This is a genomic window from Vreelandella sp. 162(4c) (assembly GCF_058152265.1).
In genome coordinates this window covers 1,579,147-1,598,437 of the sequence record NZ_CM176981.1, presented here as the reverse complement: position 1 = coordinate 1,598,437, position 19,291 = coordinate 1,579,147, and the positions used below count along the sequence as shown (strand labels likewise).

At 51.8% G+C, this 19,291-nt stretch carries 16 protein-coding genes; 9 read left to right on the top strand and 7 right to left on the bottom strand.

The annotated features are described in order from the left end of the window. The first annotated feature begins 106 nt into the window (after positions 1-106). Positions 107-1,621, top strand: a complete 1,515-nt coding sequence (locus AC4EYZ_RS07170; protein WP_190373897.1) for an MFS transporter — start codon at positions 107-109, stop codon at positions 1,619-1,621. Between the two features lie 146 nt (positions 1,622-1,767). Here the strand turns inward: AC4EYZ_RS07170 and AC4EYZ_RS07165 are convergent, their stop codons facing one another. Continuing rightward, on the bottom strand, positions 1,768-2,703 hold the full coding sequence (locus AC4EYZ_RS07165; RefSeq protein ID WP_190373896.1) for a LysR family transcriptional regulator: 936 nt from the start codon (positions 2,701-2,703) through the stop codon (positions 1,768-1,770). A gap of 172 nt (positions 2,704-2,875) precedes the next feature. Here AC4EYZ_RS07165 and AC4EYZ_RS07160 point away from each other — a divergent pair, with 172 nt between their 5' ends. The 4 genes from AC4EYZ_RS07160 (at position 2,876) to AC4EYZ_RS07145 (ending at position 8,305) form a co-directional block, all read left to right on the top strand. Further along, on the top strand, positions 2,876-4,000 hold the full coding sequence (locus tag AC4EYZ_RS07160) for a M20 family metallopeptidase (protein WP_138801309.1): 1,125 nt from the start codon (positions 2,876-2,878) through the stop codon (positions 3,998-4,000). Positions 4,001-4,070: 70 nt separating this feature from the next. Next, a complete protein-coding gene (locus tag AC4EYZ_RS07155; protein WP_212751702.1) occupies positions 4,071-5,465 on the top strand; it encodes a YfcC family protein in 1,395 nt (464 codons plus the stop codon). Between the two features lie 187 nt (positions 5,466-5,652). Continuing rightward, positions 5,653-6,834: a M24 family metallopeptidase gene (locus tag AC4EYZ_RS07150; protein WP_159176158.1), complete on the top strand. Its 1,182-nt coding sequence runs from the start codon at positions 5,653-5,655 to the stop codon at positions 6,832-6,834. A 55-nt stretch (positions 6,835-6,889) separates the two neighbouring features. Then, positions 6,890-8,305 (top strand): YfcC family protein, encoded by a 1,416-nt coding sequence (locus tag AC4EYZ_RS07145; protein WP_474192861.1) that lies wholly within the window; start codon positions 6,890-6,892, stop codon positions 8,303-8,305. Here the strand turns inward: AC4EYZ_RS07145 and AC4EYZ_RS07140 are convergent. Continuing rightward, positions 8,302-9,231, bottom strand: coding sequence for a LysR family transcriptional regulator (locus tag AC4EYZ_RS07140; protein WP_190373893.1), 930 nt, complete (start codon positions 9,229-9,231; stop codon positions 8,302-8,304). The genes AC4EYZ_RS07145 and AC4EYZ_RS07140 overlap by 4 nt on opposite strands. A gap of 317 nt (positions 9,232-9,548) precedes the next feature. Then, on the bottom strand, positions 9,549-10,067 hold the full coding sequence (locus AC4EYZ_RS07135; RefSeq protein WP_230804764.1) for a cupin domain-containing protein: 519 nt from the start codon (positions 10,065-10,067) through the stop codon (positions 9,549-9,551). Between the two features lie 210 nt (positions 10,068-10,277). On the opposite strand from AC4EYZ_RS07135, the gene AC4EYZ_RS07130 reads away from it, so the two are divergent. From AC4EYZ_RS07130 to AC4EYZ_RS07120, 3 genes are all read left to right on the top strand, one after another. Next, complete coding sequence (locus tag AC4EYZ_RS07130) at positions 10,278-11,477, top strand: Bcr/CflA family efflux MFS transporter (RefSeq protein ID WP_190373891.1); 1,200 nt, start codon at positions 10,278-10,280, stop codon at positions 11,475-11,477. A gap of 292 nt (positions 11,478-11,769) precedes the next feature. Further along, positions 11,770-13,896 (top strand): TonB-dependent siderophore receptor, encoded by a 2,127-nt coding sequence (locus AC4EYZ_RS07125; protein WP_190373890.1) that lies wholly within the window; start codon positions 11,770-11,772, stop codon positions 13,894-13,896. 231 nt (positions 13,897-14,127) lie between these two features. Beyond that, positions 14,128-15,117 (top strand): virulence RhuM family protein/type II toxin-antitoxin system death-on-curing family toxin, encoded by a 990-nt coding sequence (locus tag AC4EYZ_RS07120; RefSeq protein WP_022519810.1) that lies wholly within the window; start codon positions 14,128-14,130, stop codon positions 15,115-15,117. 95 nt (positions 15,118-15,212) lie between these two features. On the opposite strand, the gene AC4EYZ_RS07115 is transcribed toward AC4EYZ_RS07120, so the two are convergent. Together AC4EYZ_RS07115 and AC4EYZ_RS07110 are read right to left on the bottom strand one after the other, a co-directional pair. Beyond that, entirely contained in the window at positions 15,213-15,509 is a 297-nt protein-coding gene (locus AC4EYZ_RS07115) for a DUF1330 domain-containing protein (protein WP_022519811.1), read from the bottom strand. Positions 15,510-15,628: 119 nt separating this feature from the next. After that, positions 15,629-16,135, bottom strand: coding sequence for a hypothetical protein (locus AC4EYZ_RS07110; protein WP_022519813.1), 507 nt, complete (start codon positions 16,133-16,135; stop codon positions 15,629-15,631). A gap of 194 nt (positions 16,136-16,329) precedes the next feature. Here AC4EYZ_RS07110 and pip point away from each other — a divergent pair, with 194 nt between their 5' ends. After that, the gene (gene pip, locus AC4EYZ_RS07105; RefSeq protein ID WP_022519814.1) at positions 16,330-17,280 is read left to right on the top strand and encodes a prolyl aminopeptidase; all 951 of its coding nucleotides are present in this window, start codon (positions 16,330-16,332) and stop codon (positions 17,278-17,280) included. A 156-nt stretch (positions 17,281-17,436) separates the two neighbouring features. Here pip and AC4EYZ_RS07100 read toward each other — a convergent pair whose 3' ends face one another. Together AC4EYZ_RS07100 and AC4EYZ_RS07095 are read right to left on the bottom strand one after the other, a co-directional pair. Beyond that, positions 17,437-18,732 (bottom strand): PQQ-dependent sugar dehydrogenase, encoded by a 1,296-nt coding sequence (locus AC4EYZ_RS07100; protein WP_190373889.1) that lies wholly within the window; start codon positions 18,730-18,732, stop codon positions 17,437-17,439. Continuing rightward, entirely contained in the window at positions 18,729-19,157 is a 429-nt protein-coding gene (locus tag AC4EYZ_RS07095; protein WP_022519816.1) for a DUF2231 domain-containing protein, read from the bottom strand. The genes AC4EYZ_RS07100 and AC4EYZ_RS07095 overlap by 4 nt, the downstream gene beginning before the upstream one ends. Between the last annotated feature and the right edge of the window lie 134 nt (positions 19,158-19,291).

Sequence of the window (19,291 nt, the reverse complement as noted above, 5' to 3'; positions counted from 1 at the left end):
CGACTGATTCTGCCTGTCGTGCTAACGCTGTCGGCGTCCCCTGTGTCAGACACCTTTTCAGTGGCAGCGTTGGAAGTGACATCATTATCTAGGAGTTAAGTGGCTAATGCTTTCTGCTATCCCACAACGTTGGCTAGTTCTGTTTGCTGTAATGCTGGCGTTCCTGCCCGTTGTCATCGACATGACGATCCTGCACGTCGCTATACCTGTACTGACGCCGGCGCTAGGTGCCACTGGCACCGAAGTGCTGTGGATCATCGATATTTATCCGCTGCTGATGGCGGGCCTGCTGGTGCCGATGGGCACGCTGGCTGACCGAATCGGTACGCGTCGTGTGCTGCTGACCGGACTCTTGGTGTTCGGGGTGGCGTCACTACTGGCGGCATTCTCGACGACACCCGTCATGTTGATCGGTGCTCGAGTGCTGCTCGCCATTGGCGGATCGATGATTATGCCTTGTGTGCTAGGTGTTATCCGCAAAACCTTCGAAGATGAGCGCGAGCGTGCGATGGCGCTTGGCCTATGGGGAACGGTTGGGGCCGCAGGCGCGGCAGTTGGCCCATTGATTGGTGGTGTCTTGTTGGAACATTACTGGTGGGGCTCGGTATTCCTCATCAATGTGCCCATCATGCTAGTGGTGGCGCCGGTCGCCTATGCGCTGCTGCCCCGCCACGAGGCTACGACGCCAGGCAAATGGGCTTTCGGTCAGGCCTTGATTTTGCTTGTTGGTATCATCTCGGTGGTTTACGGCATCAAGTCTGGGGTGGGTGCGGGGCAGCCGCTGTGGCGTGCAGGGTTGGTGCTCTTCCTGGGACTAGCGATGCTGACCTGGTTTGCACGTATCCAGTTGCGTTCGGCGGAGCCGATGCTGGACTTATCGCTATTTCGCCATCCGGCCATTGTTGCTGGCATGGTGATGGCGCTAGTGGCTTCCGGCGCACTGGCAGGTGTCGAACTGACGCTGGCGCAAGAGCTGCAATATGTGCTGGACAAGACGCCGCTGCAGGCCGGTTTGTTCATGGTGCCGATCATGGCGGCCGCTGCAGTCGGTGGGCCCGTTGCAGGTTACCTGTCCAACCGGTTTGGCTTACGGCTGGTGGCCAGTATGTCGATGGCGTTAGCGGCTGCAGCGTTGGGCTACTTGGCGCAGGCTGACTTCCACGCGCCTGACTGGACAGTGCCAACAGCTTTGGCCGTGCTGGGGCTCACCCTGAGCATCGGCCTGACCGCTTCCTCAATTGCCATTATGGGGGCCGTGGATGCCAGTAAAGGAGGGGCTGCAGGCTCTTTGGAAGCCACCGGCTATGAATTGGGCAGTGGGCTCGGTATTACCCTGTTCGGGGTTTTCATGGCGAGCGTCTATACCAGCACTATTGTACTGCCGCCACACTTGGAGCCAGCCCTCGGTGCACAGGCAGCGCGCTCAATGAGCGACAGCATCGTTGTGGCACAAGGACTGGCTGCAGATCAGGCGGATGCACTCATCATGGCCGCGAAGGCGGCATTCTCCACCACGCACTCGATCTTGCTAACAGCTGCTGCGATTCTCATCGCCTTGCTGTCGGTGGTGGTTTTTCTGATGCTGGGTAGCCACCCAGACAAGGTGGGTGCGCACGAGTGATGTCGGTCGGGCACTGGTACATCCATGTGGTTCTAGCCCCGGTGTTAGCTGTTAAGGTAAGCGTGGCGGGTTGCCTTGGCAGTTTCATATGGGGGCATTACTGGGCGCGAATTACTCCCCAAATTTAACCGCTACCTGATTTAAGCTCAGCGCTTCCCGGCAGACTGTGATTGCATTGAGCTCGCGAGTACTTTCCATAGGTGTTCAGCGGCAGGAGTGAACCTTCTTCCTTGGCTACGGATGAGATGGCAGGTAGCGGTATGCGATAAAGGGTGCTCGACAGGGATCGCAACGATATCACCACGATCCACCAATGGGCGGGCAGACTGCCGCGTCATGAAGGCAATACCTAGCCCTGATATTGCGAGCGCAATAGCCGTTGAAAAATGATTGCACTGGTAAGCGGGCAGAGGGGCTAGGTGTTGGCTGCTGAACATTTCATTGATGTACTGTTGGATGCCGAATTGTTCTGCCATAAAGATCAATCGCTGGGGGGCCAGGGTTTCAAGCGTAATGGCTTCAAGGCCTGCCAAAGCATGATGTGGCGGCACTATGGCGCAAATGGGGCCGCGGTTAAAACTGCGAACCATGACCGGAGGATCGCCTAATGGACCAAAGCTGATCGCCATGTCCACTTTGCCCCGCAGCATCATGTTGATTGTTTCACTCATGTTGCCAGAGTGAATATCGACAAACACATCAGGGTAATCTGCACTGAACTGTTGGAGAGGCCCTTCCACAAATTCACTGATCATACCCTGCCCGACTCGTAGGCTGACACTGCCTCGACGCAAGTGGCGCATATCCTGCAGTGTCTCGGCTAACTGACGCCGCCGATACAGCATTTCCCGGTGGTGCTCGATCAGTAGCTTTCCCGCCTGGGTCACCGTGACGTTCCTTCCCTGTTTTTCGAGCAAGGGAATTTGCAGATGGCGCTCAAGCAGTGCTATTTGCCGGCTAATGGCCGAAGGGTTAACGCCGACTGACTCGGCAGCCGCTCTAACACCTCCTTGCATGGCAACCTCGTAAAGGTAAGCCAGTCGATGCTCGGTAATTCCCTGGTCTATGCGTTGTTGCACCATTCTCTCTATCCTTCACCGGCTTCTTAACCGTTGCTTTGAACGCAACGATTCGGCTGCGTGCTTCTTATTCTTTCCTTGTTACGCCCCTCACATACTGACCGTGCGCCTAATAGCACAACGCTGTTCTGAGTTGCTGCTGTTTAGAGGCTGTCATTCTTACTCGAGAGGCTATATGAATACCCTTCACACTTATCTGCAAGAGCATCAGCGTTCTATTCTCGATGATATTGAAGCGTTGGTACGTGCTGAATCGCCATCAAATGATAAAGCCGCAGTGGACGCCTGTGGTCAAATGTTGCGCCAGTTATTTCAAGACCGGCTCCAATGTCAGGCGGAAACGTTCCCACAAACTGAAAAGGGCGATCATCTTGGCTTCACGCTAGGAGAGGGGGATCGTCAGATTCTTATTTTGGGGCATTTCGACACGGTTTGGGATATCGGCCGGCTCGCTATCCGCCGTGAGACGGACAAGTTTTACGGTCCCGGCATTTTGGATATGAAAGCAGGTATTGTTCAAGCCATTTGGGCTGTCAAAGCACTCGTTGAACTCGATGCGCTTCCCAATGCCCGTATTCGTTTTCTATGTACCAGTGATGAGGAGTTAGGTAGCCCTACCTCGCGACAACGAATTGAGGAGGAGTCGGTTGCGAGCGATGTGGTGCTGGTTGTTGAACCTGCCACGGCTAATGGCAGCGCTTTGAAAACGGCACGTAAAGGCTCTGGACGCTTTTACATGCATATAACGGGTAAAGCAGCTCATGCGGGCAATAACCCTGAAGAAGGGGTGAGTGCGATTGAGGAGTTGTCCCACCAGATTCAGTACTTACATAGTCTGGCCGACCCCGGCCTGGGAACCACAGTGAATGTTGGGATGGTACGTGGCGGTGGCCCACTTAATGTCGTGCCGGAGGAAGCTGAGTTAGGTATTGATGTTCGGGTAACGACGCTGGAAGAAGCCGGGCGGCTCTACAATGCCATTTATCAAAGTACCCCATTTCATCCCAGCGTAACGCTAACCGTTAGCGGTGACATGACGCGCCCGCCGATGGAGCGAACACATGCTACGGCTCGTCTGTTTGAACTTGCCCAGCACGCTGCCGGTGCATTCGGCATTGAGCTTACGGAAGCCTCGGTAGGTGGAGGAAGCGACGGCAATTTCGCTGCAGCCAAAGGTATTCCCACCCTTGATGGGCTGGGTGCAACTGGCGCTGCCCCCCATGCGGAATATGAGCACATTGAAATAGCCTCAATTGTACCGCGTGCGGCGATCCTGGCGGCGTTGATACGGCAGGTCTGATACGCCATTCAGCCGTTTGTCAGTGCGTTAAATAAATAACTATATGAAAAAATATTCAGGAAATTTCAACGTGAAAACTAGATCAATACAAAGAATGGCCATGCCCGATGCCTTTGTGATTCTGTTTGGGTTATTACTGGTGGCTTGGCTATTGAGTTTCTTTATTCCCTCGGGCCAGTTTGAGCGAACCACAGAGGGGCGTCCTACGGTTATTCCCGGCAGTTTTCATCTGGTGGAGTCTAGCGGCCTTAATTTTTTCGATATTTTTCTTTCTATTCAAAACGGTTTTATCAGCTCAGCAAACCTCATTGCTTTAGTTCTGGTAATGGGCGGTGCGATTGCAGTGGTGGAGTCTACTGGTGCGATCAATGCAGGTATCAAAAGCCTAGTTGATAAAGCCCGGGGGCGTAAATATCTGCTCGCGATTGTGGTGTCTTTTGTATTTGGCGTGGTATCTGCCATTGGCGTTGGGTCGAATGCCGTTATTGCCTTTATTCCGTTGGGTATCGTGTTGGCACGAGCGCTTAAGTTAGATGCGATCGCGGGGATCGCCATTGTCTATCTGGGCTATTTTTCGGGCTCAGCGGCGGCTGTTTTCGATCCTATTACGCTGGGTATCGCGCAATCTATAGCAGGGCTGCCACTATTTTCTGGCGCGCCGCTTAGGGTGGCGCTATTTTTCGTGCTACTGGCAGTGACAATTGCTTATGTGTGTCGGTATATCAAACGCATTAGCGACGATCCCGCCCGTAGTTTGATGGGGAATCAGCCCTTTAGCACTGAAGCCATTGGGTCCGATGATGAGAACTTAACGTTTACGCGTCGGCATCTGGTCATTTTAATCTTCTTTGTTGCCTGCCTGGCGGTGTTTATTTATGGCTCTTTAGGTTTGGGATGGGGCGTTAATGAGCTTTCTGCCATCTTTATGATCAATGGGATAGGAAGCGCTGCACTCGCTCGTTTCTCGCCTAATGAGTTTGTGCAGATGTTCATGAAGGGGGCCAAAGGTATGCTATATGGTGCCTTTATTATTGGCATTGCCAAAGGCATTACGGTGCTCATGGCCGAGGGGATGATTCTCGATACGGTAGTGAATTCAATTTTTGTGCCCTTGAGTACGCTTCCCTCCATGTTGGGTGCGCTCGCTGTTTTTGTATTCAACCTCTTTTTCAACTTCCTGGTGCCTTCTGGTAGCGGTCAGGCAGCTGTAGTGATGCCGATTTTGACGCCGCTTGCGGATATGCTTGATATCACTCGGCAAACGGCGGTGATTGCATTCAAGCTTGGTGATGGGATCACCAATATTATTACGCCGACATCGGGGGTGTTGATGTCTGTGCTTGCCGTGGGCGGAGTGCCATGGAGTAACTGGGTACGTTTCGCGTTTCCGTTGGTATGCCTCTGGACGCTAGTGGGCATCGCCTTTGTAGTTACCGCTGTGTTGATTAACTACGGGCCTTTCTAATCAAGCGTAAGAATACGCTCGGTTAGTATGCAATACATTGGAAATAAACAACCAAACCGCTCAAGTTGAGCGGTTTGGTTCTCCATTAATGATATTTATAAGATATCGAATGACATTTATATAGTATTTTACCCTCACGTGAGGGCACTGGTAGCTTCCTGAGGTGGTTAACTCAGGAGCTAGCAACATGATTTTGAAAATTTCTGTTTCAGAAATTAAAGCAAGGCAAGAAATTTTTTTAACTAATCTTAAAAATAAGCACTGCGACGCAGCGTTGCTTTTTAGTGTTACCGATATCTTCTATCTTACAGGATTTAACTTCCGCCCTTCAGAAAGGCCGATTGCTCTTATTGTGGATGCACAGGGCTTTTTCAGTTTATTTGTGCCCCGCATGGAGGTAGAGCATGCACAAGAATACGCCGTTATAAGTACTTCTTACGATTACCCTGAATACCCTGGCATTACTCATCCGATGGAGTATCTCAAAAAGGTACTTCAGGATAAGAACTTTGGTTCTTTAAGTGTTGGCATTGATGCCGAGGGGTATGGGTCAGCAAAGGGCTATGCGGGGCCGGCAATTACTTCACTGATCACTTTTGCCGATAAGGTGCTTATCAAAGGGCTCGTTGAAGAGCAGCGTTATATTAAATCATCGACGGAAATAGAGCTGATTAAAGAGTCTGCCCGATGGGGTAATTTGGCGCACAACCTGCTGACTAAGTATACCCATGCGGGTGGCCGTGAAATGGAGGCGGAAAGCCGCGCTACCCAGGAAGCGACCAAGGCGATGTTCGAAACCCTGGGCGCAGGTTATCGTTCCTATGGATCGCCAGCGCATGCATTCTATCGCGGTCAGATTGGCCCGCATTCGGCTTTCCCTCATTCGCAAAACCAGAACGCCATGTTCAAGAAAGGGTTCAATGTTGTCTCGCAGGCGGCCTGCGATGTTTGGGGCTACAAGAGCGAGCTAGAACGTACCATGTTTATTGAAGAAGCAACAAAAGAACAGGAAATATTCTTCAATCATATGTATGAAGCGCAGGAAGTAGCTTTTAGAACTATTAAACCAGGTATTCCCGCTTCTAAAGTAGAGGAAGAGGTGCAACGATACTTTAAGGATAATGGCTTAACGCAATACGTTAAACATCATACCGGCCATAACATGGGACTTTTAAACCACGAGGCCCCATTTTTCGACCTGGGAGATCACACTCTGCTTGAACCAGGCATGGTCTTTTCCGTTGAGCCGGGGCTGTATGTCGATGGCCTGGGCGCTTTCCGACACTCCGACACTATCGTGGTAACGGAAAAGGGTATGGATATGATCACTTACTTTCCCAGAGACTTCGAGTCGCTAATCATTGGTTAATTCACAATAGGGTGAGGCCTTTGACCTTGCCCTTATAAGTTTTAGAGAGGTAAAAATGAAAAAAATAGACCCGAATGCCTCAGCTGTTAAAAAGAAGAAAAATATACCTGACTCCTATGTCATCCTGTTCGCGATGCTAATGATTGCATCAATAGCGACGTGGTTCATTCCAGCAGGCAGCTTTGAGCGTACAACAGAAAGTGGCACTGCTATGGTGGTGCCAGGTAGCTATGAAGCGTTGCCTGCAAGTCCCACCACGCTCTATGATTTTTTTCTTTCGATACAGTCTGGTTTGATCGATTCTGCCAGCATTATCTTTCTTGTGCTGACCATTGGCGGCTCGTTCGCCATCCTGGATCACACAGGAGCCATTCAGGCTGGCATTATGAAGCTGATCAAGAAAACGCAGGATAAAAAATATGCGTTGATAGTGGCGGTGTCTATCGCTTTTTCGGCAGCGGGGTTTATTGGCGCGTTACAAACGGCTGTTATTGCATTTATCCCCATCGGCATCATTATCGCCAGAGCCTTTAAGCTAGATGCGGTAGCAGGCGTGGCGATTATTTACCTGGGAGCATATGCAGGCTACACGATTGGCGGTTTGGATCCGATTACCACCGGGTTTGGTCAAGAGATCGCGGGGCTCCCCATTTTCAGCGGCCTATGGTTTCGTTTTGCCGTCTACCTCTGCATTTTAGCGTCGACGATCGCCTATCTTTGTCATTACATTTCCAAAGTTTCAAAAGATCAAAGTAAATCTGTGCTGGGCGCTACACCTTTCCCCACAGAGGTTGAAAACGCTAACACAATCCCCGCCGAGTTTACTCGGAAACATAAGGTGATATTGGGATACTTTTCGACCTGTATGATTGGCTACGTAGTGGGCATTTTTAACTTAGGATGGGGGTTGCATGAAATGGCCGCGCTGTTCTTGGTAATAAGCCTGGGAACGGCGGCGATTGAAAAGGTACCCGCAAACCAGTATGTGAATCTGTTCATCAGAGGTGCGCAAGGAATGCTGTACGCAGCATTAATTGTGGGCCTTGCCAGGGCAATTGTGGTCGTGCTCGAAAACGCTTACGTTCTGGACACCATTGTTAACTCGATTGCGATGGTACTTCAGCCATTACCTAATGTGTTGGCGGCACTAGGTATGTACGGGTTCAATCTGGCGTTCAATATCATCATTAGTTCTGCCAGCGGTCAGGCGGCGATTGTTGTCCCCGTGATGGCGCCATTAGCAGACACTATCGGTTTGACCCGGCAAGTTGCCGTGCTGGCTTATAACTTTGGTGATGGTTTTACTAACATTATTACCCCTACGTCGGGAATTTTAATGGCCAGTATTGCGATCGGTGGGGTTCCATGGCTTAAATGGCTTAAGTTCGTGATCCCTTTGCTATTAATCTGGATAGCCATTGGGGCTGCGGCGCTAAGCATTGCGGTGGCCATCAACCTAGGCCCTTTTTAAGAAAGCAGATAAGTTTTAGGCACGATCGGCTTTTCGATCGTGCCTTCATTTATCTTCGATTCAATATACTGAATAAAGAAACGTGCCGTATCAGTCAATAAATTGGAATTCCACGCCATCGAGCTGACCTTTTGCACATCTGAATTAATCGACTTGTACACCACATGGTCATTTTTTATGTAGGTGGCCGAGTGGGGAAGTAGCGTAACGCCCATTTCGGCGGCCACGAGTGCCACCAGTGTTTGCTGCTCCTGAGCTGTCTGAATGACATTGGGCTTGAAGCCATGTTCTTTACACAGAGCCATTATCGCATCATAGTAACCGTGCCCTGCTTCTCGGGGTGTCATCACCCAGTTTTCATTACTGAGTTTACTTACGTCGACCTCCTGGTTAGTGGTCGCTAGTGAATGGCTTTTAGGAAGACAGGCAACGAAGTGCTCTTCTAGTATCGTGATATTGTCTATTCGTTTGTCTGAGACAGGAGAGACAAGAAATCCGACATCAATTGTCCCATGTATCAAGCCGACAATCTGATTGTGAGTGGTAAGTTGTTGCAAACGTATGTCGATACCTGGATGGCTTCTTTTAAAGTCTTTAACGATAGATGGAATCAAGTGAAACGACATAGTACCGCTAAATCCGATTGAAATAGATCCCTCCTTGCCTTGTGCTATTCTTTGAGTAAAGGCTATTTCCTTATCCAGCGTCGCAATGCACTTTCTTGCCGCTTCGAGAAAATGCTGACCCGCTGGCGTGATGCGGACTTCCTTGTTATTCCTAATAAGAAGCTGAACGCCGATTTCTTCTTCAAGGTTTTTTATCTGATTACTTAGGGGTGGTTGCGATATATTAAGTAATTTAGCCGCGCGCCCGAAGTGAAGTTGTTCGGCGACGACAATGTAGTATCTTAAGTGTCTGAGTTCCATGAGCTCCCTTTAGTGCTGGTTTTTATTTATTGAAAAAGGCTGCTGTATTGGCTGAGAAACCACGATTTTATGTAGAAAAAAATAGTATAAATGCAGAGAATAAGCCATGTTAGCAATATATGGTGCTATAGAGTACTCTTTTTCCGACGACCTATTTAATGATATTTCACACATTACATTGGTCGTTTCCCCAAGATATTACTTACATTGTTAAAACTCCTCAGGTGAAGCGTCAGATTATGCATAAATAGTTAAAAACTGCTCCGGTTCGTCGAAAAGCTAATTAATCGTCGAGCTTGCCAATTGCCTTCCACCTGCTAAGAGCCTTCCCGCCACAGCTCCGCTAGTGAACCTCCTGCCGGGGAATCCTCGGGTAAGGCAACGGCAGCGACTCGGGCTTTTGCTGCTGCAAGTTGTGCGGGATCACCGCGCTCTATTTCCGGCTTTTGGCCTGGTGGGTAGGCGCCTACCATGCAGAAATCATCGTCCGCCTCCAGGCTGGCATGCCCAACTCCTGCCGGCAGCACCAGCACATCGCCCGGGTAAAGCATCAGCTCCTGGCCGTTAGGGCCACCTAGCCGTGCCCGGGCCTGCCCACGGAAGATGCCCAGTGCTTCATGGGCGGTGGAGTGAAAGTGATCAAAGTCATACAGGTGGTAGCGCCACGCAGGCGGCCAACCGTGGTGTTTGAACATGCTTTCAAAGGCATCGGCCCGCTCCTCTGCATTGCTGATATCGAGAACCTGGCGATAAACCAGCACTGGTAGAGGGGAGTTGGGGTAGCCGGTCGCTGCATCGCTGTCGAGATGGAGTCGTTCTGGCTGAGGGGTAGACATCCTGGTCTCCTCGTTGGGGGTGTGTTTTTAAAATAGCTTTGAGCACACTCTTTTGCATAGCCGCGCTAACCGATAACAAACTGGCTGTGTGTTTTGTCAATTACCGCCCGGCAGCGTATCCCTCGTTTTCTGTTCGATTGCCTTGATAGCATCAGTCGGTATCATATCGTTGATGTTGTCCATCATTACGCCCTTTTACCGCGAGCTTCTATGACCCAATCTAAAACGCCCTTCACTGTGGTGCTGAGCCTGGCAATGACCATGATGCTGGGCCCGTTTTCCATGGATACGTATCTGCCGGCTTTTCCGGTTATTGGTGAATCGCTGGGGATTTCTCAGCAGGCGGTATCGTTGAGCGTTTCAGTGTATGTACTCGCGTTGGCGTTTGGCCAGTTGATCGGCGGTGCGCTTTCAGACCGCTTCGGGCGCCAGCGGGTGCTGATGAGCGGGCTGGCGATTTTTGCGCTCTCAAGCATCGTCATTGGTATGGCGGATTCTTTGAACACCCTGCTCGGCGGGCGGGCAGTTCAGGCTCTTGGCGCCGGTTTTACCCTGGTATCTGTGCCGGCGCTGGTGCGCGACCGGGTGGCGGGCCGCGACGCCGCGAAACTGTTCTCGATGATGGGCTTTATCATGGTGCTGGCACCTGGAATCGCTCCGAGCGTAGGCAGCGCGATTCTGGCGCTGGGTTCCTGGCACTATATCTTTTTTGCCTTGGCGGTGTACGCGGTGCTGCTGGTGCCGTTGCTGGTGCGGGTGCTGTTTACCGGCCCGGGAAAGGTGTCGCGCGCGAAAAGCCCTAAGATGAGCCTGCTGGCGCGTTACAAACTGGTACTGTCGACAAAACCGGCGCTGCCGTTCATCGTTTGGCAGGCTGCTTCGTTTTCTACTCTGATGATGTTCATCACCTATGCGTCATTTATCTATCAGGGGCATTTCGGCCAGTCGCCTTCAAGCTTTTCGATGCTGTTTGCGGCGAATATCGTCGCGATGCTTATTTTCAACATTCTCAATCGAGTGTTGCTTTCCAGGCTACCGTCACTGCGTATCCTGCAGTTGGCAACGGGCTGTCAGGCAGTGGGTATAGTATTGCTGGTGATGGCTGCCTTTATGGATTGGTCGCTTTACGCCTTCCTCGCCGCCATGATGCTGACCATCGGCGCGGTGGGGGCGATCTCTCCGAATATTCAGGCCTGCTTTTTGGAGTTCTTTCCCACCAGTGGCGGGACGGCCGCAGCGCTTCTGGGCGCAGCACAGTTCGGTGTCGCCGGGCTGCTGAGCGCATTGTCCGCCATGTTGCCGCATACGCTTGAAGCGGTCATTCTGGCCATGGCCGCCTGTGGCTCGGTGGCGTATCTGATGCTTGCCCGCTCTATCATCAAAGGGCGTGCCGCTGTCGAGGCACACTGAGCCAGGCCACACTCCTTTGTCAAAAGCCCCGTGTTTTGGATAACACGGGGCTTTTTTTATTTGTTGATCAGATGCCGCTGGTACACGAGCGCTGCAGATATAGGACGGGTAGTCGGTTGGTGCATGACCTCATACGTGTATTGCAATCATGAACTAAAGTTCAAAATAAATGATTATGATTTGTGTTATTACTATTGACTAGGTGCTGCCACCTTTGGATACTCTCACGGCCTTTTAAAAGAAAACCATAAGGCGAGCAGGGCCGGTTTAATCATTTCAAGGGATCTTCAACATGACTGATAGCAGTAGCACAGTCCGGCGCAACGCAAGTTGGTTACGGTGGCAGCAGACCACTACCGCCATTCTGTGCGGCACCACGCTGGTGACTATTCCCATGATTGGGAACGCCCAGGAAACCGGCGAGAGCAGTGAAGGTAATGAGGGCTATCGCCTTGCTCCCATTATCGTCAATGCTCAGGCTTACGCTGATGATGATGCCAACTCGATAGTGGCCCAAGAGCTATGGGTCGGCGGTAAGGTGGCTACCAGTATCCTTGATACCCCCGCTTCCGTGTCGGTCGTCACTGAGAAGGAGATTGAGCAGCGCAACGCCTCTACCACCGAGGAAGTGCTGCAATATACGCCAGGCGTCCTCACTGATTATTACGGCACCGATGACCGTAACGACTATTTTAAAATTCGCGGATTCGAGGCCACCACCTACCGTGACGGGCTTACGCTAGGCTCAATGCGCGGTGTACGCGAAGAGCCTTACGCCTACGAACGCGTTGAAGTGTTGCGTGGGGCCAACTCCACCCTGTTTGGCCCGGCGGATCCAGGTGGTTCGGTCAACTTCGTGAGCAAGCGGCCACGCTTTGAGCGTTTTGGAGAGGGCTATCTCTCCTACGGTTCATTTGACGCAAAAGAAGCCGGTGTTGATGTGGGTGACACGCTGAACGCTGACGAGACAGTGGCCTACCGCTTTACCGGCACCATCCGAGACAGCGACCGCGAATACGATCACTCCAAAGACAACAATGGTTTCCTGATGGGGGGCTTGGCCTGGGAGCCGACAGATTACACCTCAGCAAGCGTTATCTTCGATTACCTGAAGCGTGACGACACCCCTAACAGCGGCGGTTATCCACTCGACCGGGAGTACGATCGCAGCGAGTTCTTTGGTGAGCCTGATTTTAATTATCACGATGTTGAGCGTACCAGCCTTACCGGACAGCTCACCCATGATTTCAACAACGGGCTGACGCTGCGGGGTAATCTGCGCTATAGCGACCTGACTGATGACTTCGGCTACGTTTATATCACTGACTCCGCGGCGCGAGTTGGTAGCGTGGTGGATCGCGACTATTTTGGAACGGACAACGAAGCCCAGGAGTTGATCGGCAACGCTATCCTGCAATACGACGCCCGCTTTGATCAGGTCGATAGCAGCACGCTCGTGGGTGTCGAGTATCGCGAAGCTTCAACCGAAGACCGTTCGTTTTACGGGGATGCGACCTCCATTGATATCGCAAATCCCGTTTTTAGCGGTGCCCCGAGTAGCCTGAACGTCTACAGCAGCAACAAGCAGGACTTCACCACTGAGTCTGTTTTCCTGACTCAGAATTTGTCCTTCTATGACCGATTCATTGTGACAGCGGGTGTGCGCAACGACTCGATGGATGTCTCAAGCACCAACATGGCGGGCGTTACCGATTCCGATGACTTCTCTGAGACCTCACTTCGCGGTGCGCTGACCTATCGGGTCACCGACGAAATTTCTACCTATGTCAGCATGGTGGAGTCGGTCGCACCGCCCACGATTGGTGTCGACCCCGAACGGGGTGAGCAGTACGAAATTGGTGCGAAATATTCCCCCTTTGGTACCAATGCGCTGTTTTCGGCGGCCATCTATGACCTAACCAGGGACGACGTCACCATCTCGGTTGTACAGGACAATGGCGTTATCGAGCGGGAAACCGTGGGTGAGTCCCGCGTACGGGGTCTTGATCTGGAAGCGAAGGCTGAGTTGACCGATAGCTTTAGCGTGGCCGGTGGTTACTCCTATATGGAGTCGGAGGTGGTACGCGACAGCAACGCAGCCAGAGAGGGTAACGAGTTCACCGCAGCACCCAAACATACGGCGTCGCTGTGGGGCTACTATACCTTGCCAAGCCAGGATATGAGCGTTGGTCTCGGCGCCCGTTACATTGGCTCCTACTACTTTGATGTCGCCAATACGTCAAAGAGCAGTGCGGCAACGCTGTTTGACGCGGCCTTCAGCTACCAGCTCACTAAAGACGCCGACCTAGCCGTCAATGTCAGCAACTTGCTCGACGAGCAGCACGTGGTCGGTTCAAGCACGGCCGATTACTATAATCCGGGTCGCGAAATCAGCGCGAAAGTGAGCTATCGCTGGTGATGTAATTCCGCCTATCCCAGAGGTAAAGCAACGGCAAAACGCCCCGACTTGGTTCGGGGCGTTTTGGTATCGCGTTTTCCATCCCCCAGAGCGTTCGTGGATGTTTAACAGCAAACATTTTTTGGGATTTTTGCTGTATAGGTGTACAGTTTAAGTCGCGATTTATACTTAGCTAACTAAGAAAGTCGCTTTAGCGACAGGTAGATCGGGATAAAAACGGGGGCGCAATCGATGAATGACCAGCAAATACAGATATTCACCAGCGAAGATGGCAAAGCGCAGCTGGAAGTGGCGTTGGAACAGGACTCCGTGTGGTTGAGTCAGGCGCAGATGTGTGAACTGTTTGGGCGTGAGCGTTCGGTTATTACAAAGCACATTCGTAACGTTTTTAACGAGGGAGAGCTGGAGCGAAATTCAGTATGTGCAAAATTTGCACATACTGCCGAAGATGGCAAAGCTTATCAGGTTGATCACTTCAATCTTGATGTCATTATTTCAGTTGGCTACCGCGTGAAATCTCAGCGTGGTGTACAGTTCCGCAAGTGGGCTACCGATGTACTCAAACAATATCTGGTTCAAGGCTATACCCTTAACCAACGCCGACTAACCGAGCGCGGTATCGAGTTTGAACAGGCAGTCAATCTGCTCAGCCGAACCTTGACCAACCAAGGGCTGGTATCTATCGAGGGCGAAGCCGTTGCGCGTGTTATTAGCGACTACGCACGCTCCTGGAGTTTGCTGCAGGGCTACGATGAACAGCAATTAGCTGAGTTAAACATCAAGCAGCCTGATATGCATTCGCTAGGGTTAGAAGAGGCACTGAAAGCCATTAGTGAGTTGAAGCGAACTCTCATTAGCAAAGGCGAAGCAACCGAGCTTTTTGGACAGGTGCGGGGTGATGGTTTGACATCAGCTCTCGCCACCATCGAACAAGGTTTTGGTGATGAGCTATTTTACCCCAATGTGGCTACCCGAGCGGCGCACCTGCTTTATTTTGTTATCAAGAACCATCCCCTAGCTGATGGAAATAAGCGCTGTGGCTCTTTTCTGTTTTTGTGGTACCTGCGCCGCAACGCCGCGTTACTGGCACGCCCTGTTGAGCAGCTTATTAATGACAACACGTTGGTCGCGTTAGCGTTATTAGTGGCGGAAAGTCTGCCCGATCAGAAAACGCTGATGATTCGATTGATTGAGCATTTTGTACTGCTTAAAGAAAGTTGAGCGCTAACGCGGGGGTAATCGTTGCGTCATGATTGGGATAGGGAAAATCGGCCCCGCAAAGGCGAGGGTTCCATCGCCTTTGCAGGTGAGGTTCTTTAGGCTTCTGTTAGGCCATCAACGATAAAAACGCGGTAGTCGGCGCCCTGGAAGCGATGCTTGCGGGCTTCCTGATAGGCGGGGCTTTGATACCAGGCGCGGGCGGCAGCCATATCCGGAAAGCGCAGAATCACCGCACCTTCCATAGCGCTACCTTCAAGCACTTCAAAATCGCCATAAAAAGCGAGCGGTTGCGGATCGTGGCCTTCGCGAGCAGCTTTTGCTTTCTCGCCGTAGCGCTCCATTTCCTTGGCGTCGTGAGTATGTTCACGGGTTAGTACGACGTAAGCGGGCATTAAATTCTCCTGATGTAATCGTTAAGAAATCAACTAGAGCATATCACCGCCCACTAGCGGAGCCACATTAGAAAGACCGCTATTCAGCTTTACTGAGTATCTCTGCAGTGAGGGGCGGGTTATACGTCTGGCTCTGATTCAATCACGATTTCATGTTCCCGACGCTCTTTTTCCAGTGCCGCCAAGGCAATTTGATAACAATCTTCAACATGGCTGTTACCCATGTACTTCATGGCGGTGAAGCTAATGCCACCTGCCACAGCGCTACCTACAAAGGGCACGAACTTAGCAACACCTTTAGACGCTACCTTGACGCCCATCTTGCTTAACAGCATCACGATAAGTTTTTTCGTGATGTATTTACCGGCCATTTTGCTGCCGGTATTTGAGATGGCCGTCATCACAAAGAGCTTGGATTCTGTATCCAGGCTGTCGATTTGTTCAGGCGTTAAACCAAATTTCTGGTTAATTTTGGGAATTAGCCGCATCAATATGGCAACGTCTGAACCTATATCCACCCCTGGAATGGGTATAACCGCTGCGCCCGCAGAGAGGCTCGAACTCTTGGTGACCATCGAATGACACGTTTTTCTAATCGCTTCGAGTTCTTCTATTGATTCAATCATGATGAGGTCCTTTCATTTATTGCCAGATTGATCCAGTGCTGGCTGTACCACTTCCGGGTTCACTTCCTTTCCTAGATACTAGCATTCCTGACCGTTCTTCGAGGTCATTTGAGAATCGCCTGTAGTAAAGTCGTCGGCGAAGGTGGAAGTGTCAAACGGTGTTTGGAAAGGTGAAACTGAAGCGGGAGGCTTGAATGACGAACTTGAGAACCCTATACCCACCGATCGAACCCTACGAAACAGGCATGATCAATGTTGGGGGTGGCCATACGGTCTATTTTGAGCGTGTTGGCAAACCGGGCGGTAAGCCTGCGGTGTTCCTGCATGGTGGCCCCGGCGGTGGAATTTCGCCTGATCATCGACGTCTGTTTAACCCTGAGCACTACGATGTTCTTCTCTTTGATCAGCGTGGCTGTGGACGTTCAGAGCCCCATGCCAGTATCGAAGCCAATACTACGTGGTATTTAGTCGAAGACATCGAGAGGCTACGTGAGCATGTTGGCGTAACCCAGTGGATGGTTTTTGGCGGCTCTTGGGGTTCTACCCTGGGCCTTGCGTACGCCCAGGCGCATCCTGAACGTGTCAGTGAGTTGATTTTGCGAGGCGTCTATACGGTCACTCAAGCGGAGATTGACTGGTACTATCAGTTTGGTGTGTCTGAAATGTTCCCCGATAAGTGGGCGGCGTTTCAGACGCCTATTCCTGAAGCAGAGCGACACGATATGGTGGCCGCCTACCATCATCGTTTGATGGGTGACGACCCTATCGCTCAGCTTGAGGCGGCGAAGGCCTGGACGATATGGGAGGGTGAAACCATCACCCTGCTACCAGACCCTGCCTTATCGGCTCCCTACAGAGAGGGGCATTTTGCGTTAGCCTTTGCGCGGTTAGAGAACCATTATTTCACTCATCGCGCTTGGCTGGAGGAGGGGCAACTGCTTGCTAACGCTTCACGCCTAAAAGGCATTCCCGGCGTCATTGTCCATGGGCGGTACGATATGCCATGCCCTGTTCGTTATGCGCTGGCACTGCATAACGCTTGGCCAGAATCCGAATTCCATTTGATCGAAGGGGCAGGGCATGCCTGGAGCGAACCCGGCATTCTCGATCAGTTGATACGCGCGACAGATCGCTTTGTATCATAAATCTTAACCATGACAATACTTGCTACTGCGCGGTTAATTGAAGTAGTGCATGAGTTAACCTGGTATGAGTTGTTCATATAAAGGCTTCTTTAGAACAAACGGAAAAGGCGGCAGTACAACAGGCTGCCGCCTTTTTTTACGCGGAGGGTTAAGTGTTTACTCATCGCCATCGTAGGTCACGCGCCAAACGGCGTTCGTCAGGTCGTCAGCGATGATAAGGGCGCCCTCTGGATCGATGGTGACGCCGACTGGGCGACCGCGAGTTTTACCGTCTTCAGTAAGAAACCCGGAAACGAAATCAATTGGGTCACCGTCGGGCTCGCCATTGCGGAAAGGGATAAAGACAACCTGGTAGCCCACAGGGTCTGAGCGGTTCCAACTGCCATGTTCGCCGATAAACACGCCTTCAGCGAACTCATCTCCCATTTCCGGTATGGAGAAGGCGAGACCCAGTGGTGCTACGTGCGAGCCTAGGCTGTAGTCGGGTACCACTGCTGACTCCACTTTTTCAGGGTTCTGCGGGCGTACGCGGGGGTCAACATGCTGCCCCCAATAACTAAATGGCCAGCCATAAAAGCTGCCGTCCTGTACGGTGGTTAGGTAGTCTGGAACCAAGTCCGGGCCTAGTTCGTCACGCTCATTAACGACTGCCCAAAGTCGCTCAGTATCGGGTTGGATAGCCAACGCCGTGGGGTTGCGCAGGCCGGTGGCATAAGGCCGATGCATGCCGGTGTCGGCATCAATTTCCCATACCTCGGCTCGACTAACCTCCGCTGCCATGCCACGTTCGGTGATGTTACTGTTGGAGCCAATGCCCAAGTACAAGTAGTCTCCGTCAGCGCTCGCGGTCATCGCCTTGGTCCAGTGGTGGTTGATTTCCGAGGGTAGCAGCGTAATTATTTCTGGCGACCCACTGGCCTCGGTTTGGCCTTCCTCGTAATCGAAGCGTACAACCGCATCTTGGTTAGCGACATAGAGGTTGTTATCAACCAATGCCAGCCCATAAGGCGCGTTGAGGTTCTCGGCAAACACCGTTTGCTCTTCGTAGCTGCCGTCATCGTCGCTATCGCGCAAAAGGGTCAATCGGTTACCGCTTTCAACGGAGGTGGTGCCCTGGCTTTTTATGTAGCCAGCAATAAAATCTTTTGGCTTCAGGGGCGGTGCGTTGCCGCCGCTTCCCTCTGCCACCAGAATATCGCCGTTGGGCAACACCAGCGTTTGGCGCGGCACCTTAAGATCAGTAGCAATGGCCGTAATGGTGTAACCGTCGGGAACCGTCGGTAGCTGGTCGCCCCATTCTGCGGGCTCGGGAACTGACATATCCGGCAGAAGCCCACGTTGTGGTTCAGGAAGGTCAGGGTTTGGCCCATACTTTTGAGAGTCCTGAGCGCGAGCAACACCTGCCACCAGAAGTATCGAGAGAGGAGCGGCGAAGAAATGGGAAAACTTCATGGCTTATCTCCGATACCAAAGCGGGAAAAACCGACCCACGTCGCCGTGCCTGCGAGCAAAACAACGACGATCGAAAGAGCAAAGCCAACTGGCATCATGGCCCAGGCGTCTCGTGCATGGGCTAACGCATTGACAAGACCCAGTACCCAGGTGAGCAATAGCAGCGCTGGATACATCAGAAAAGCCAAACGACGGTCTTGGGAACGAAAAAAGCCAATAATTGCGCACAAAAGCGCAAGTCCCGCGAAAATAAGCCCACCCAAATTTAGCCAAGAAGCAAAGGTGGCCCACTGAATATGGTAGGTGGTTGAGTAGGCGTAATCACATAGCATGGTGCCAAGAAAGAGTGGCGTAGTCCCTGCAAGCATTACGGTATGAAACGGGTTTGGTCCGCTTCGATAAGTGCGATCGTTAGTGGCTGTCACGGCAAACTCCTTATGCTGTTCAAGCTGACTAATTTACCTTTGTTGGCTGGCGCTGCACGCTAGCCCCAACTCAGGCAACGACATCATGTTCGTTAGGGCGCAGTATAGTTGACGATAAACAACTTGCCCAAAGC

What these genes read in the sequence shown, in the direction of transcription:
- AC4EYZ_RS07170 (WP_190373897.1), top strand. Translation starts at nt 107, where the DNA reads ATGCTTTCTGCTATCCCACAACGTTGGCTAGTTCTGTTTGCTGTAATG.
- AC4EYZ_RS07165 (WP_190373896.1), bottom strand. Translation starts at nt 2,703, where the DNA reads ATGGTGCAACAACGCATAGACCAGGGAATTACCGAGCATCGACTGGCT.
- AC4EYZ_RS07160 (WP_138801309.1), top strand. Translation starts at nt 2,876, where the DNA reads ATGAATACCCTTCACACTTATCTGCAAGAGCATCAGCGTTCTATTCTC.
- AC4EYZ_RS07150 (WP_159176158.1), top strand. Translation starts at nt 5,653, where the DNA reads ATGATTTTGAAAATTTCTGTTTCAGAAATTAAAGCAAGGCAAGAAATT.
- AC4EYZ_RS07145 (WP_474192861.1), top strand. Translation starts at nt 6,890, where the DNA reads ATGAAAAAAATAGACCCGAATGCCTCAGCTGTTAAAAAGAAGAAAAAT.
- AC4EYZ_RS07140 (WP_190373893.1), bottom strand. Translation starts at nt 9,231, where the DNA reads ATGGAACTCAGACACTTAAGATACTACATTGTCGTCGCCGAACAACTT.
- AC4EYZ_RS07135 (WP_230804764.1), bottom strand. Translation starts at nt 10,067, where the DNA reads ATGTCTACCCCTCAGCCAGAACGACTCCATCTCGACAGCGATGCAGCG.
- AC4EYZ_RS07130 (WP_190373891.1), top strand. Translation starts at nt 10,278, where the DNA reads ATGACCCAATCTAAAACGCCCTTCACTGTGGTGCTGAGCCTGGCAATG.
- AC4EYZ_RS07125 (WP_190373890.1), top strand. Translation starts at nt 11,770, where the DNA reads ATGACTGATAGCAGTAGCACAGTCCGGCGCAACGCAAGTTGGTTACGG.
- AC4EYZ_RS07120 (WP_022519810.1), top strand. Translation starts at nt 14,128, where the DNA reads ATGAATGACCAGCAAATACAGATATTCACCAGCGAAGATGGCAAAGCG.
- AC4EYZ_RS07115 (WP_022519811.1), bottom strand. Translation starts at nt 15,509, where the DNA reads ATGCCCGCTTACGTCGTACTAACCCGTGAACATACTCACGACGCCAAG.
- AC4EYZ_RS07110 (WP_022519813.1), bottom strand. Translation starts at nt 16,135, where the DNA reads ATGATTGAATCAATAGAAGAACTCGAAGCGATTAGAAAAACGTGTCAT.
- pip (WP_022519814.1), top strand. Translation starts at nt 16,330, where the DNA reads ATGACGAACTTGAGAACCCTATACCCACCGATCGAACCCTACGAAACA.
- AC4EYZ_RS07100 (WP_190373889.1), bottom strand. Translation starts at nt 18,732, where the DNA reads ATGAAGTTTTCCCATTTCTTCGCCGCTCCTCTCTCGATACTTCTGGTG.